Origin of the sequence: Vibrio sp. B4-6 (genome assembly GCF_963888245.1) — a bacterium.
In the GTDB taxonomy this organism is placed as follows: Bacteria; Pseudomonadota; Gammaproteobacteria; order Enterobacterales; family Vibrionaceae; genus Vibrio; species Vibrio anguillarum.
The window spans coordinates 199,302-214,754 of record NZ_CAWPIM010000044.1; the positions used below are offsets into that span (position 1 = coordinate 199,302).

The 15,453-nt window shown below is 42.9% G+C and carries 14 protein-coding genes; 7 read left to right on the plus strand and 7 right to left on the minus strand.

Features of this window, described 5'->3' with window-relative positions; translation table 11 throughout:
- Nucleotides 1-368 precede the first annotated feature (368 nt).
- The 4 genes from lamB to AACV20_RS12335 all read left to right on the plus strand — a co-directional run bounded on the left by lamB (nucleotide 369) and on the right by AACV20_RS12335 (nucleotide 5,774).
- A complete protein-coding gene (lamB, locus tag AACV20_RS12320) occupies nucleotides 369-1,568 on the plus strand; it encodes a maltoporin LamB (RefSeq protein ID WP_017042148.1) in 1,200 nt (399 codons plus the stop codon).
- A gap of 111 nt (nucleotides 1,569-1,679) precedes the next feature.
- Entirely contained in the window at nucleotides 1,680-2,513 is an 834-nt protein-coding gene (locus AACV20_RS12325; RefSeq protein WP_088733126.1) for a MalM family protein, read from the plus strand.
- A gap of 148 nt (nucleotides 2,514-2,661) precedes the next feature.
- A complete protein-coding gene (locus AACV20_RS12330) occupies nucleotides 2,662-4,299 on the plus strand; it encodes a glycoside hydrolase family 13 protein (RefSeq protein ID WP_170907370.1) in 1,638 nt (545 codons plus the stop codon).
- Between the two features lie 329 nt (nucleotides 4,300-4,628).
- Nucleotides 4,629-5,774, plus strand: coding sequence for a tetratricopeptide repeat protein (locus AACV20_RS12335; RefSeq protein WP_170907371.1), 1,146 nt, complete (start codon nucleotides 4,629-4,631; stop codon nucleotides 5,772-5,774).
- Between the two features lie 111 nt (nucleotides 5,775-5,885).
- Here AACV20_RS12335 and sstT read toward each other — a convergent pair whose 3' ends face one another.
- The 5 genes from sstT to AACV20_RS12360 all read right to left on the minus strand — a co-directional run bounded on the left by sstT (nucleotide 5,886) and on the right by AACV20_RS12360 (nucleotide 10,000).
- Complete coding sequence (sstT, locus tag AACV20_RS12340) at nucleotides 5,886-7,103, minus strand: serine/threonine transporter SstT (protein WP_026028166.1); 1,218 nt, start codon at nucleotides 7,101-7,103, stop codon at nucleotides 5,886-5,888.
- Between the two features lie 354 nt (nucleotides 7,104-7,457).
- Entirely contained in the window at nucleotides 7,458-7,901 is a 444-nt protein-coding gene (locus AACV20_RS12345) for a copper chaperone PCu(A)C (protein WP_047688761.1), read from the minus strand.
- Nucleotide 7,902: 1 nt separating this feature from the next.
- On the minus strand, nucleotides 7,903-8,511 hold the full coding sequence (locus AACV20_RS12350) for an SCO family protein (protein ID WP_013868355.1): 609 nt from the start codon (nucleotides 8,509-8,511) through the stop codon (nucleotides 7,903-7,905).
- A complete protein-coding gene (locus tag AACV20_RS12355; protein WP_017048144.1) occupies nucleotides 8,508-8,936 on the minus strand; it encodes a hypothetical protein in 429 nt (142 codons plus the stop codon). The genes AACV20_RS12350 and AACV20_RS12355 overlap by 4 nt, the downstream gene beginning before the upstream one ends.
- A 143-nt stretch (nucleotides 8,937-9,079) precedes the next feature.
- On the minus strand, nucleotides 9,080-10,000 hold the full coding sequence (locus tag AACV20_RS12360) for a DUF368 domain-containing protein (protein ID WP_047688758.1): 921 nt from the start codon (nucleotides 9,998-10,000) through the stop codon (nucleotides 9,080-9,082).
- A 652-nt stretch (nucleotides 10,001-10,652) separates the two neighbouring features.
- On the opposite strand from AACV20_RS12360, the gene gltS reads away from it, so the two are divergent.
- Nucleotides 10,653-11,879 carry a sodium/glutamate symporter gene (gene gltS, locus AACV20_RS12365; RefSeq protein WP_026028168.1) on the plus strand — a complete coding sequence of 409 codons (1,227 nt, stop codon included), beginning with the start codon at nucleotides 10,653-10,655 and terminating at the stop codon, nucleotides 11,877-11,879.
- 71 nt (nucleotides 11,880-11,950) lie between these two features.
- On the opposite strand, the gene AACV20_RS12370 is transcribed toward gltS, so the two are convergent.
- Complete coding sequence (locus tag AACV20_RS12370) at nucleotides 11,951-12,694, minus strand: flagellar brake protein (RefSeq protein ID WP_013868359.1); 744 nt, start codon at nucleotides 12,692-12,694, stop codon at nucleotides 11,951-11,953.
- A 136-nt stretch (nucleotides 12,695-12,830) separates the two neighbouring features.
- On the opposite strand from AACV20_RS12370, the gene AACV20_RS12375 reads away from it, so the two are divergent.
- Nucleotides 12,831-13,118 carry a GNAT family N-acetyltransferase gene (locus AACV20_RS12375; RefSeq protein WP_013868360.1) on the plus strand — a complete coding sequence of 96 codons (288 nt, stop codon included), beginning with the start codon at nucleotides 12,831-12,833 and terminating at the stop codon, nucleotides 13,116-13,118.
- A gap of 12 nt (nucleotides 13,119-13,130) precedes the next feature.
- Here AACV20_RS12375 and AACV20_RS12380 read toward each other — a convergent pair whose 3' ends face one another.
- Nucleotides 13,131-14,258 (minus strand): endonuclease/exonuclease/phosphatase family protein, encoded by a 1,128-nt coding sequence (locus tag AACV20_RS12380; RefSeq protein WP_170907372.1) that lies wholly within the window; start codon nucleotides 14,256-14,258, stop codon nucleotides 13,131-13,133.
- On the opposite strand from AACV20_RS12380, the gene AACV20_RS12385 reads away from it, so the two are divergent.
- Nucleotides 14,257-15,447 (plus strand): MFS transporter, encoded by a 1,191-nt coding sequence (locus tag AACV20_RS12385; protein WP_094125047.1) that lies wholly within the window; start codon nucleotides 14,257-14,259, stop codon nucleotides 15,445-15,447. The two genes, AACV20_RS12380 and AACV20_RS12385, sit on opposite strands and share 2 nt — an antisense overlap.
- Nucleotides 15,448-15,453: the final 6 nt, after the last annotated feature.

The following is a 15,453-nucleotide window of genomic DNA, read 5'->3' on the forward strand; positions in this document are numbered from 1 at the left end:
TTCATTTTAATGATGTTATTGGCCCTAAATAGTGATCAATAAGGCATTTTGTATTCTATTTTATAACCATTAACTGATCTCCTCCCCCTGAAATCCGTGATCCGTGCTTTAAAAACGCCATACTATAAAATTACTCATCCTTTCTCCTCCCCCCTAAATTACTTTGAGGTGGAGGAAGCAAGCCTATTACGCCTTTAGTAACCTTATCACCGTTGAAACAACTGGGGACTTAGTCCCGTCTTACCTCTTCTTTTAGCGTCTATCTGTCAACTGCCTTGCAGGTTCCAATAGGAGAAGAGTGAAAGTTTTAAATGCTGTCCGTAGTTAAAATTTTCCATAAATATAAATCGTCCTTAATGGAGTTAAGAATGAAAAAAGTAAGTGTAATTGCTGCCGCAGTGGCTGCTACTCTAGCAGCAGGTTCTGCTTTTGCTGTTGATTTTAATGGTTATTTCCGCGCGGGTACCGGAATTAGTGGTCAGGGTAATGGTGATCTTGCTGTCAATAAGAATGGGGTAGGTCGTCTCGGTAACGAAAACGACAACTACTATGAGTTTGGTTTTGCTGAGGAGTTAAAGACAGGCGAGCAAACTTGGCGTGTCGAATCAATGATTGCACAAGGTAACAAAGGTGCAAATGGTTGGGAAGATGGCGATTTTAACGTTGCTCAGTTTGCGGTAAAAGCTAAAGGTCTTATTGCTGGTGATGAGTCTGCTGAAATTTGGGCGGGTAAATCTTATTACCAACGTAAAGATATCCACATCACCGATTTCTATTTCTTGAACACTTCTGGTACAGGTGGCGGTATTCAAAACCTATCAGTCGGCAATCAGAAACTGTCACTTGCTTTGATCCAAGATGGCGATAATACCAACTCAACGGGTTATATCTTTGATGCGCGCTTAGCCAATATCGGTCTTTGGGAAAATGCGAATCTAGAATTTGCATTGGCTTATAACTTTGCAACCGAAAAAGGTGATGCAACAGAGCAAGCTGATGATGGTTTGTTGGCATCAGCCATTCTGCACCAAGGCCTATCAAACGGCTTTAACCAAACAATTCTTCAAGTGGGTACCAATGGTTATGGCGTGCAAGCGGCTAATCTTTGGGGTGCAGGCACTTATTATAACCGTGGTAATGCAGATCAGAACGATGCAACTGGCTACCGTTTATTAAACTGGGGTGTAGTGAGTTTTGGTCAATCGTGGGAAATGGGCCATCAACTTGCGTACTTAGCAGGTTCTGATATTGGGGCTAGTAAAAAAGACATTGATCAGTATTCAGTTGTTGTGCGCCCAATGTACAAATGGGATGAGACAATGCGCACTGTATTTGAAGCTGGCTATAACGCTGGTGAGAAAATTAATAGTGCAGGCACAGCAACAGAAGATTTCGGCAATGCGAAATTGACAGTTGCACAAGCGTGGGCAATGGGAGACAGCTTCTGGGCTCGTCCAGAGTTCCGTGTATACGGCTCATACCTACTTGATACCGAAAACAAAAATGCATTTGCAACTGGCAAAGACACTGAATACGTCGTTGGCATTCAAGTGGAAGCTTGGTGGTAATTCCTCCTTGTTCTTATTAGTCTAAATCCATATGCTGATAGCCGACTGATGTCGGCTATTTTTTTAACGACTCGGAGATGAGTCGTTAAAAAAATACTAAAGGAGCGGAAAATGGTTTTTAAAACACTACTATTAGGTAGTTGCATTGCTTTAACTGGCTGTCAAACAGCTCCTGTTGTTGAGCAAACACAAAGTTCGGCAGTGCAAGCTGTCAATAATATAGAACAACTACAAGTCACAAAAGTGAAGCTACCGAGTACAACAAAAATGGTGCTCACAGCCAATACTCAGCGCTTGCATAACTCATTGATTCATAGCCCTGTCGCCGTGTTTGAAATACCAGCCGATCGTGGCCAAATGAATTTAACGGTCACCAGCGAAATTCAAGATTCAGTATTTTATCCTTATGTTGTTATCACAGATAAAACAGGAACCGTTTTAGAATCGTACACCGACACTGAGTTCGAATATCGTAAGCCACGTTTAAATTTGGGTAATCGTCTGGTTGCTGATTTGGAGTTTTATCCTCCTCAAGGTCATAAGACGCTGTTACTTATTGTTTATACAAAGGAAAAAGATCTGTCAGGCGTAACTTATGTAGCACATCCCGGACGTATTGATGCCGAAGGCCGTGGTAACTACATGCCGGAATTAAAAGATATTCCGATGCCACACGGTTTGACTGGAACCATTGAGTTGGATGTTTCTGGTCCCAGCTTTCTATCGTTTGTGAAGCCTGAGAATAAAGTAAAGACAGTTTCAACTGATGAAGCAAAACTGACAAAAAAAGTGCAGCCAGATACTGAAACTTACTACAAGGTATCGATTCAGAAAGCGGTAAAAGCGAACGATATATCTAAAGCACTTAGCTTACTTGATGAAGCCAAAGCGCTAGGTATTGATGGAGCACAAGAAGTCTTTGTTAAAGCCGTGAATGCGAAATAATTAAAGATTGTACTACTGGCGTCCCTATGTGGACGCCTTTCTTTTTCTAGTCTCAAAATTCTGAGCTTCGATTACTAAAGATGACAAGCGAATTATCACTTCTCTCACTTTAGAACTCACTAGATCATTCAATGCAGAGATAAATATCATGGAACCCAAATGGTGGCATAGCGCTGTGGTATACCAAATATACCCGCGCAGTTTTTACGATTCTAATCACGATGGTATCGGCGATTTAAATGGCATTATTAGTAAGCTTGATTACCTTGCAGAGTTAGGCATTAACGTTATTTGGCTATCTCCTGTTTATCAATCTCCAATGGATGATAACGGTTATGATATTTCTGACTACCAAGCAATAGCTCAAGAGTTTGGTTCCATGGAAGATATGCAGCGTTTACTGAGCGAAGCACAAAAACGCAATATTAAGATAGTGATGGATCTTGTCGTTAATCACACATCGGATGAACACCAATGGTTTTTACAAGCGAAGCAATCGCGAGACAATCCGTATCGAGATTACTACATTTGGCGGGATGCAAAACCGGATGGCAGTGTACCGGATGATACAGGGTCAATTTTTGGTGGCAGTGCTTGGCACTGGGATGAGCAAACGCAGCAATATTACTTCCACCTTTTTTCTAAACGTCAGCCAGATTTGAATTGGGAAAACCCTAAAGTGCAGCAAGAAGTGCACAGCATGATGAATTGGTGGATTGAACAGGGTATTGGTGGTTTTCGATTAGATGTTATTGATTTAATTGGCAAAGAAATTGATAAGGGCATTACTGGTAATGGCCCGCGCTTGCATCCGTTATTACAGCAAATGAATGCCGCCACCTTTGGTAATCAAGATCTGCTGACCGTGGGAGAAACTTGGGGAGCCACACCAGACATTGCAAAACTGTACAGTGCGCCGAGTCGTCGTGAGTTATCGATGGTTTTCCAATTTGAACACATCACTTTGACGTGGGAGCAGGGTGACAAATGGAGCCCTATTCCGTTAGATCTTAAGCAGCTTAAACAGGTATTAACCAAGTGGCAGATTGAGCTTGCCGCTCAGGGTTGGAATTCATTATTTTGGAATAATCATGACTTGCCACGTGCTGTATCGAAGTATGGTGATGACAAACGCTACCGAGTTGAATCTGCGAAAATGTTGGCAACGAGCTTACACTTTCTGAAAGGCACGCCTTATATTTATCAAGGCGAAGAGATTGGTATGACGAATGTGGCCTTCGATTCGCTCGATCAATACCGAGACATCGAGACGTTAAATTTTTATCGTGTGAAGACAGAATCGGGCGTTTCTCATCAGCATATGCTGGATGCTATTCATCAAAACAGCCGCGATAACGCTCGAACGCCAATGCAATGGTCAGCGGATAAACACGGCGGATTTACCCAAGGTTCTCCGTGGATAGAGGCGAATCCTAACTACCTAAAAGTCAATGTTGAACAAGCGCTCGCTGATAAACAATCGATTTACCATCACTATAAAAAGTTAATTGCACTGCGTAAAAAACACCTGTCCATCGTCTATGGATCGTTCACGCCTTTATTTGAAGAACATGACCAAGTGTTTGGCTATGTGCGCGAGTACCAAGGTGAGCAAATTGTCGTGGTCAGTAATTTTTCATCGGCCACGGTTTGTTTAACAATACCCGAAAAGTTTCAATTGAGAGCGGTGGAGTGTTTGAGCTCTAATTATCAAGAGATTGAAAAATTAGAAGAAAACCTAGTACTCGAGCCTTATCAATCCATCGCGGTTTTGATGAGAGAGTAAAGTGAGCGGCTCATTTTTGATCTGGAATGAACGCAGCGATTTGGCTGCGTTTTTTCATTCATTGACCCAAATCGGAATCTATTCCTCAATTAGTGTGATTGTGCGTAACACTCTTGAAAAGAGTACGGTACTATCTTCGTGCTAAGGCTACGTGGCTTAATTAATCCACGAGCATTAGATATAGAGTGGCCTCTCTGTTTTGGATGAACGGATTTGACTGTTTCGTATGCTTTAAATGGTTCGAGACAGAATGAATGTGGTCAGACTTTTTCAAAGATTGAGAAAAATGGTCGATAATGAAGTTAATCAGCTAAATAAGATTTGAATCAATGAGCACTATTGGGATTGCCATAGGCGCAACCGGGTTATCACTTATCCTCATCTTCGTGTGGATGTTTTCGCTCTCTTTGCGCAAAAAACGCTTAGAGGAAGAGAGAAAAGAGAGAGAAATCGCTTATCGCAAAGCGATAGAAAAATCACGTGAACAAGAAAGACAAGATCGCTTGTTTAAGGCCGAAACAGGCCATGTGCCGACGATTTTGTATTTAGCGAAAGAAGCCGAACGAACCAACCTCAAAGAGGCGATGTACTGGTATGACAAAGCGGCAAATTATGACAATGTTACGGGAATGTATGGTGTTGTTCGGATTTGCCAAAAGTTTCGAGATGATCTGATTTTGCGGGAAAAAGAGAAGTTTTGGCAGACTTGTATTGCAGGAATTGAAGGTAACTTAACCGCAAAGTATGAAACTGGCATGGCCTATATTCATGGCCGTGGCGTGGAAGCGAATACTGCGAAAGGAGTCTCGTTAGTACAAGAGGCTGCGGAAGCGAATTTGCTCGACGCTGTGATTTTCATGGGGGATTGGTGTGTTTCACATGACAATATTGCGCCATCACCAGCGGATTCAACATTTTGGTATTCCAAAGCCGCGAAGCTAAATAGCCCGATAGGACAGATGAAACTAGGCTTGAATTACCTTAAGGGTGTTGGTGTCGCAATGGACCACAGTAAAGCTTGTTATTGGTTAGAGAGAGCTTCTGAAAAAGGTCATGTAGAGGCGATGTATCACGCAGGAGAAGCTTGGATAGATAAAGGTTCAAATGGCAATGCTATTGCTTATATTTGGTTATTTTTATCGGCTCATTTTGGTTTTGAACCAGCAAAGGTGCTAAGAGATCAAGTGGGCTCACGTATCGGTGTCGATTCTGTTGTGGGGTTGCAATCGTTGGCCAAACCACTCATGAAGAAAATCGGTGCGGGTACTGTAAGTAAACACTCAATTATTAAGGCGCTGAACAAGCTCTACAAACGTGGGATCCCTATCCCAGAGAAAGGGGAGTTGCCTGATGAAGACGATCTCTCATTGAGCGTAGTGGCGGATGCCTCCGAAGAGCGTTTGTCATCCAAGCCATCTGATGATCATGAGGTTCTAACGCGATTAGATTTCTCCAATACTTCAATGGACAGGTAATGTTGGATCGATAAAGTGGCTAAGCACTATAAATAAAAAATCTCTGAAATGAAAATCCCCAGCGAATCGGCTGGGGATTTTTGTTGGTATCGGTTTTAGTGTATCGAATGATTATGCTGATTTATTGTGCTCAGCTTGGCAAACCGCAGCGGTGAAGACAACATCTGTGGAGCTGTTGAGCGCGGTTTCGGCTGAATCTTGAATCACGCCTATGATAAAGCCAACGGCAACAACCTGCATTGCTACGTCATTTGAAATGCCAAATAGCCCACATGCGAGCGGGATCAGCAGCAGTGAACCACCGGCAACACCGGATGCGCCACATGCAGAAACAGCAGCAACGATGCTCAGTAGCAAAGCTGTCATCAGGTCAATTTCAATACCTACTGTGTTTACTGCAGCTAGGGTGAGAACCGTGATAGTAATGGCGGCACCAGCCATATTAATGGTCGCGCCGAGTGGGATCGAGACTGAATAAGTATCTTCATCCAGTTTTAGTTTCTCACACAATGCCATGTTTACTGGGATATTGGCGGCGCTTGAACGTGTGAAAAATGCGGTGACACCACTTTCACGCAAGCATTGGAACACCAATGGATACGGGTTTTGGCGAGTTTTCGCGTACACAATGATTGGGTTGACAACTAATGCGATGATCAACATAGCACTGAGCAATACGAATAAAAGGTTGGCATAACCAGCCAAAGATTCAAAGCCAGTCGTGGCAAACGTGGATGCAACCAAGCCGAAAATACCAAACGGTGCTAGGCGAATAATAAAACGCACAATTTGTGAAACGCCGTGGCTTAAATCTTCAAATACGGCTTTAGTTGTTGCTGAGGCATGGTGTAAAGCTAAGCCCAACCCAACAGCCCATGCCAGAATGCCAATATAGTTTGCACTCATTAGAGCATTGACTGGGTTATCAACCAGCTTAAACAACAGGGTATTAAGCACTTCAGCGATACCTTGAGGAGGCGTTGCACCTTCTGCCCCCGCAACCAATGTTAAGGTTGTAGGGAAGATAAAGCTCAATACAACGGCAGTAAGAGCGGCGGTGAAGGTCCCAAAAAGGTAAAGCACCACGATTGGGCGCATATAAGTGTGTTGGTTTTTCTTTTGGTTTGCGATGGACGCGGCGACCAAAATAAACACGAGGATCGGCGCTACGGCTTTAAGTGCGCCAACGAAAAGGTCGCCAAGTAGGCCGACGCTTTTCGCATCATCGGGTGAAAGGGTTGCTAATATCCCACCGAGAACGATACCGGCGAGTATTTGCAGAACCAAATTGCCACGCGCAAAACGGGCGAAAATATTGTTGCTTTGCATAGTTATCCCTGCAATAAATCGAATTACATCCTGCATGACCTAAATACTATGAAGCCATAGCATCGGTTATGGTAGACAAATAGAGTTATAGTGACATCAGTGAGCTCCACTGAAGGGGGTAATGATATCTACGCGGGATATTGTGTCTAGAATTAATTGATAATCAGCACAAATAATTAATCAATGTGTGGAAATGCAATCGATTTTGAGTGAAATGTAAATAAAATGTAGCATTTGTGGTGGTGGAATGATAAGCCTCTCGTCGGGATGTCTCGCTCTCGCCATTAGACTGGTCAATGAGCGTTTAGTGCGATGATAAAAGAGGGTAAGCCAACATCGCTCACCCCCTTCTTTTTAATGGTGTGCCATACCACTCATCACTTTTTTTACTGATGCAGTAATGGTTTGCTGCTCACCATTGGCAAAGGTCAGTTGTACGTCAATCTTTTCACCTTCAACCAATGGTTTCTTCAAATCAAAAAGCATGATGTGCAAGCCGCCCGGTTTGAGTTCGACGTGCCCTTTGGCCGGAATTTTAAATTCAGTGACTTGACGCATTTTCATCACATCTCCTTCGGTGATTACATCATGCAACTCAACTTTCCCTGCCACATCGGTGTTGGCCGATACAATGAAACGGTCCGTTTCACCTTTATTCATGATTTGAGAAAATACTGCGCTGGTGGTGGCGGTTGGTGCGGTAGCACGTGCGTAAGGGTGATGTACCATTATATCTGTGTTCGCAAAAGCTAGTGGGCTAAGGGCAAGGCTTGCTAAAAAAAGAGCATTGAGCTTCATGTTATTTTCCTTGTGATGACGTCATTATTGTTTTGATGGCTTCAACAATGGGAGCCGGTGAAAGCGTGTGTGGGACTTTAGTGATTAATGTTCCATCTGGTTGTAAAAAGTAGAAGTAGGAGCTGTGATCTAATGTGTATTTCAGTTCAGATCCCTTTAATTCGGTTTTGCGGAAAATGACGCCATACTGATGCGCTAGTGGTGTTGTAATGTCTAAAGGAGCAGAAAGTCCCTCGATCATAGGGTGGAAATATTGGGCGTATTGATGAGAAGCATCAGCAGCGTCACGCTCTGGATCGAGAGAGATAAATAAAGGGCGCAGCTTTGCTTTGGTTACATCATCTAGTTGATTGAGTGCACCTGCTAACATAGCCAGAGATGTTGGGCAGACATCTGGGCAGCGTGTAAAGCCGAAGTAAACAACACGTATGCGTTCATCTTTAGTATCGAAAATAGAGATGGGTTGATTTGCTTTGCCAAATAAAATTACTTCAGAAGATGAGCTATTACCGCTCTCTAAATCCATACTTTGCTGCGTATCAAAATAGGTTTTTATACCAAAGCCTAATACAAACGCAACCACCAATGCCAGAGACCAATTTTTACTCATCTTTCCATCCTTATTGCCGGAAATACTTGGGTACGACCATCAGAGAGTTCGCCAATCCATGTCATTTTTTCAGTCGTGCAAACTGGGAGTACAATCTGTGCTGTGTAGAGCCCGTCTTCCTGCGGCGTCAGTACATATTTAGCGGTGCCCATCTCCATCTCTAGCCCATTGAGTGTGAGTGTGAGTTTACTTGCATTGGCTTGTGGCCATTCAACGGTCAGAGTGTTAGCCACCAAAGGTTGAGATTTATCGTGTGCCAATGTCATGACAACATCTCCTTGTCGACAAGGGGCACTCGACAACTGGCAATATCGATTAATATCTGGAGAAGAGTGTGCTGAAGAGAGCCAATTGAAAATATCGCTGCTAAAGTAACCCGCTAGCAGGGCTAGAACAAAGACGCCGATTTTGATTGCGTTGTGCATGGGGACAATCCAAGCGGTTATAAAACGCGAATGTTATCACAGCTATCTTTTTTCAGTGGTGACGAATGGATAAAATGTGCAACAAATCAATATAGTAAAGGTGAGTTTCCCCACCTTTTCTCATTCATGCTATGCGGTGTGATTTACACATCGTGATGTTTTGCATATTGCTCCAAGCCAAGCACGAGGGCAACAGCGCAAAGCATCAATAAAATGGCTACCAGCAGTTGCGAAGGCTGTGAAGTGATGGACTCAAATTCCAATGGAGAAAGGTTTCGCTGTAGTAAAGGAACGAGCTCGCCGTGAGAATTGGTTCGCCAAGTGAGCGTTTCTTTCCAAGGCCAGATTTTGGGTAAGGTGCCGATCATTAATCCCGTAAGAAAAATTAAGGTCAAATCTCTAAATTGTTTGAGTAACCAAGACAATACGTGAGAAAAACTCAGTAAACCACCAATACATCCGAGTAAAAAGAGTGCCAAAATATCGGCTTGCATCTCTTTCACCGCGCCCAGTACCGGTGCGTACATACCAATCAGCAACAGGATAAAACTGCCAGAAATTCCTGGTAGAATCATGGCGCAGATGGCAATAGCACCGGCTAGAACTGTGTTCAGCGCTGTTGGTTCCATCTGCATTGGGTTAAGCACCGTAATACTGTAAGCAAACGCAACTCCCAGCAAAGCGAAGAGCAACCGAGAAAGTTTGAATTGCTCAATTTGTTTCACAATATGGAATACCGAAACTAGAATTAAACCGAAGAAGAATGACCAAATGGGAATAGGATGCGTGGCTAACAGCCAAGAAATGAGTTTAGCCAAAGAGAGGATACTGGTGAATATTCCCCCAAACAGTGCGAGCAAGAAGAAGCCATTAATATGTTGAAATGCGGCGGCTAACCCATCTCGTTTGACTATGCGCAATAAACTCGGGTTAATCCTACGAATGCTTTCAAGCAAAGTGTCATAGATACCAGTGATGAATGCAATGGTTCCACCCGAAACACCCGGCACAACATCGGCGGCGCCCATGGCCATCCCTTTTAAAAACGTACTGAAATAGTTCATTGAATCTGCATGATTAAGTGTATGTGCCGGAAGTATATAATGAAATAACTAAGAAATGCTTGTACAAAAGATGAGTGAGTGGTGCTGGCTTAAGGTGAAAAAGCGCAGAAAGTTAGTTTGTTTTATAGCAACTGGGTGAGTATTGTTTTGCATTCGTTTCGCATAATGCAATTTGCGTAATGCGAAAAAGTACTACATTTTGATGAATTAATGCGATGCATAGCTAAAAAGCAGACCTTTTTTAGTTGGCATACTTCATGCATAATACTATTCGACCCTTCTTAAAGCCGAGGGTCACCTAGCCAACTGACGTTGTTAGTGAATGAATTTGTTCACACTATATATAAGCCAATCGCATCATTGCGGTTGGCTCTTTTTTTGTCTGTTAGGTATGATACGCCTCCTCGCTCGTCTAATGAGAGTTTGCAAATGACAATCAAAAGCCGTGAGCGAAGATGTTTTTCGAGCAAAACCAGTTAGGCCATACGTTCGTAAAACCCATCAAATAAACATCGTATATCATTGAAAATAAACAATATCTATAAGGATGATCCGTATCGATCAATCGTATTTTTTTCGAGTTTATCAAGCTTTTCTTTGATGATCTCCAAACTCATTAAGGAAGATGAGTGAAGCAGTAATAAGAGGTTATATGCACCATTTAATTTCAATTGGGCCCCTTGAGTCTTTCTTAATCGCTATTAGCGTGCTTTTTTTAGGTCACTTTATTAACGCAAAACTGCCTATCTTGGAAAAATTCAACATTCCTGAGCCCATCGTCGGTGGCTTAATTGTCGCTTTCGCGATCACTCTTCTACATTTTTACGGCTTAGATTTAGAGTTCTCATTGCCGTTGCAGAATATTTTTATGCTGATGTTTTTCAGCACCGTAGGCCTTGCGGCCAATTACACTCAACTGGTTAAGGGTGGCGCAAAAGTCTTTCTTTTCCTCGCTGTTGCCTCGTTTTATATCATCATCCAAAATGGCGTCGGTGTATCGTTAGCGACGGCTCTTGGTCTTGACCCACTGATGGGGTTGATCGCCGGTTCTATTACCCTCTCGGGTGGACACGGTACGGGAGCGGCGTGGGCTCAAACATTCAACGACAATTATGGGCTTAGCAATACGCTAGAAATTGCCATGGCCTCAGCGACCTTTGGTTTGATCATTGGTGGGATTATCGGTAGCCCAGTTGCCCAAAAACTCATTAATAAAAACGGGTTTGAATCTGAGTATGGACGAGGAACCAAAACGCACGATAAGTTCCCAGAGCTGGTTACGTACAATGAATATGAAGAAGATAAAGTCACCGCAAAGAAAGTGATTGAGGGTTTGTTCATCCTTCTTATTTGTGTCACTGGTGCTAAATATTTAGAACAGTGGGTAAGTGCATTTGAAATCAAATGGTTGATGATCCCCGATTTTGTCTATGCGCTTTTCATCGGTGTGTTCATTACCAATATACTGGAATTGACGAAAGTTCATAAAATTGATGCTGAAACCGTTGATATCTTAGGCACCGTTTCTCTATCGCTATTTCTTGCAATGGCACTCATGAGTTTAAAGTTATGGAATATTTTTGACTTGGCTGTCCCATTTCTGGTGATTTTAGCGGTGCAATCGGTCGTGTTGGGTATTTTTGCTTATTTTGTGACATTTAAAGTCATGGGATCAAATTATGACGCTGCTGTGATCGCTGGTGGGCACTGCGGTTTTGGTCTTGGAGCAACCCCAACCGCTGTGATGAATATGGGCTCATTGGTGACACGATATGGGCCATCACCACAAGCGTTTATGGTAGTGCCTATCGTAGGTGCATTCTTTGTGGATATTGTGAATTTGGTTATCTTGCAGGGATATATTTCTTTTCTAGGTTAAAAACAATGCAGTTAAAAGCAATGTAAAAAGTAAAAACGCCCTGACTTAACTTGTTTAACAGGGCGTTTTTATTACTTCAACGTCAATTTGGTGCCATCAAACTTCAGTTGACCTAATAAACTTTTCGCATTTTTGACACCTTCTTCATCAAACTGCACTCCGTAACGAGCATAGTGCAGTGAGCGTTGCAAGTTACAAACTTTACCCATCAAAGGCGCAAAGAATTGGCTGCTGCGAGGATCAGTAAATAATTCGAGACTAATCTTATCACCCACTTGGAAAGTACGCCCAAGAGGGGGTGTGACAAAACGACAGCCACTTTTGGAGAGATCTCTTACCTCACAATCCGACTTATGCGTTCCTACCGTTGCTTTTCCTGCCAGATTCACATCGTAACGAGCTTCTTTGCGCAGTTGGGTCACTTGCATGCTGTTGGGAATGGATAACATGGCGAGCGGTATAGGCTCTTGCAATACATGTAACAACTGGCTACGAAAATGGATTAAAGCCCCTTCGCCACGTGGTGAAATAGCTCTGATATTCATCCAAAAACCTTCTTGGAAGAAAAAAGAGAGATCATCTGCGGAAATTTTAGGAATTTCTACAAGGAGATGGGAATGAGAGTAGGTACCGATAAATGACGTTTTACACTGGAATTTCGTACCAACGGGAGTGGTTATACTTAAGGTTAGTTCACTACTGTGTTCAACCATAGATAACGCATCAGTACTATTAAGTGTCGATAGGGTTTTATTACGTTCGGTTGAACGGTTTGGGTTCTGTTCATCTTTCAGCACTGCCGACTGCGATTCCATCTTAATTTTCTCCGTGATGCAGTAGCTGCATTTTATTCTAATTTTTGTAATAGTTTAAATTCTAGGGGTAGATGTTGGAAGATTCAATTCTGAGAATATCAATTTATTTGATTTATATATCAATTAGGACGTTATCATGATTCATGAAGTGCAACATGACATACAAAATTGTCAATATAAAGTACATCTTGAGGGAAATCTATTCGCAACTGTGACATACCAACAACAGGATGAAGTGTTGTTTATTACTTCGACTCGCGTACCGGATGAACTTCAGGGTAAAGGATACGGAAAAATAATGATGGAGAGTGTATTACCGCAAATTGAAGCGCAAGGTTACACCATTAAACCTGTCTGTAGTTATGTTGTGCATTATTTAAATCGACACAGTGAATGGCAGCATTTATTGCATCGAGAGTCGTAGCATACAAGCCCATTAGCTCGGTGTTGTGTTTACTTTTAATGTGACCGCGACCAGTGCATGGTCAGTACTAAAGTTATCGAGCTCATAGCTCGGGTTGACCAGATGTTGATCAAGCACAGTATAGTGGCTGATATAGCTTTTCATTGGCTGGATAAAAGGCGCGAAGTCTGCGGAAAGGAGAATATAGTCGAGTACAGATCCCGTGGAGCCGGCGTAATGAGTGGCTTTGCGAGGCTGCTCAACACTCTCGGTATGCAGATCCCAAGCATCGTAAAGCGCATAGCCAGCCAGCGGTTGTTGTGTTTCTGGTCTGCGGTATAAGGCCTGCGATAGTAGTCCTTGAAACTCCTCGTGATGTAACGGTTTATTAAAATCGCCCATTAGCACACAAGGCCGCCCAGTTTGTTTTTGAGTATTGACGATATATTGGTGAGTCAGGTTTGCTTCAAAGCCTCGCTGAACAGTAGAGAGCCAGCGTCCTAGCATTTCTTGTTGCCATTCATCGATCAGATGATGAGGTGCCGCAGGCGATTCTGCCGGACGTTGAGATTTAAAATGCACAATATAGACATCGATATCCCCGAGCATTGGCAGGCAAACCGTAGCGTGTAACGGTGTACGATTAAAGCAAAAAGGGGCAGCTTGGTTTGGTAGCGTGCCATGTACGGCGCTCACTTGGCGCAGAGGATAGCGAGAGGCAATCACCACAACCGGATGGCTGTAGATGTATCCATCTTTGACGATAGGTTCATCTACACAGGCCACATACGGGTAGCCTAAATCCATCATCTGGTTGCGCAGTTCATCAAAACTGAAAACTTCTTGAAAGCCAATGATATCGGCATCCAGCTGTTTGATCTTCTGGCTAAACCATTGCTTTTTTTTCTGCCACTCTGCTTGCGTGTAAATATTATCGAACTGATAATATGCGTTCGGCGGAGCTAAATAATTGAATAAATTAATCGTTGCGAACGTAATCGTCATGTTAAATCCCAATATTTGTGCCTCGGTCGATCTTATACCCGAACGGTGTAATTTAGCAGTGCTAATCCCTAACCTTGTTTCCTGTTGTGATGAGCTCTCGCCTTTTAAGGCGACTTGAGTATATGATGCGCTGAAACATAGATAAGGATCTCTCATGTACCCTAAAGCCTCTCAAGGTTGGCGCACGCCACAAAATTTCCTATTGATTATCTCCATTATTGTGCCGATTGCATTTTCTAGTTGGATGGCACTGTTGAATAATTTCGTGATTGAAAAAGCGAATTTCGATGGTTCAGACATTGGCTTATTACAAAGTGTACGAGAAATCCCCGGATTTTTAGCCTTCACCGCCGTATTCGTTTTACTGTTCATTCGAGAGCAGCGATTTATCCTGATCTCATTGGGTATGTTGACGTTAGGAACCGCGATGACGGGTTTTTTCCCTTCTTTAACCGGGTTACTGCTCACGACATTATTGATGTCGACTGGGTTCCACTACTTTGAAACGCTTAAACAATCCTTGTCTTTGCAGTGGTTGAATAAAGATGAAGCGCCAGAAATGCTTGGCAAACTCATTTCGGTTGGAGCACTTGCATCACTGATCACTTACGGTGCTTTGTGGGTAATGTTAGAAGTGTTTCAGCTCGATTTTAAATGGGTCTATGTCATTTCTGGCGGTGCTGGTTTTGTGCTGGTGTTGATCATTGCATTTGCCTTTCCTGAATTTAAAGCGGAAGTGCCACAAAATAAAAAGCTCGTGCTACGCAAACGTTATTGGCTGTATTACGCCTTGACCTTCATGAGTGGTGCGCGTAGGCAAATTTTCACTGTTTTCGCTGGTTTCCTTATGGTGGAGAAATTTGGTTATTCAGCGGCCGATATTACCTTACTGTTTTTGATCAACTATTTGTTCAACTTTTTGTTTGCTAAACGCATTGGTAAGTTCATTGGTGTAGTCGGCGAGCGTAAAGCGCTACTGTTTGAATATACGGGGTTGATTGTTGTTTTTGTTGGGTACGGTCTTGTACAAAACGCACATTGGGCGGCGGCACTTTATGTGGTTGACCACCTCTTTTTTGCCTTGGCCTTGGCGATTAAAACTTATTTTCAGAAAATTGCAGATCCTGCGGACATGGCGTCTACAGCGGGAGTTTCTTTTACCATTAACCATATTGCGGCCGTGTTCATCCCCGCCACGTTTGGTTTAATTTGGCTTATCTCTCCGGCGAGCGTTTTTTATATTGGAGCGGTAATGGCACTTGTTTCGCTGCTTTTATCACTCAATATTCCAGTAAAACCCGAAGCGGGTAATGAAGTGAGAATTCTGCGTTGGAGCGACAGATAACAAAAG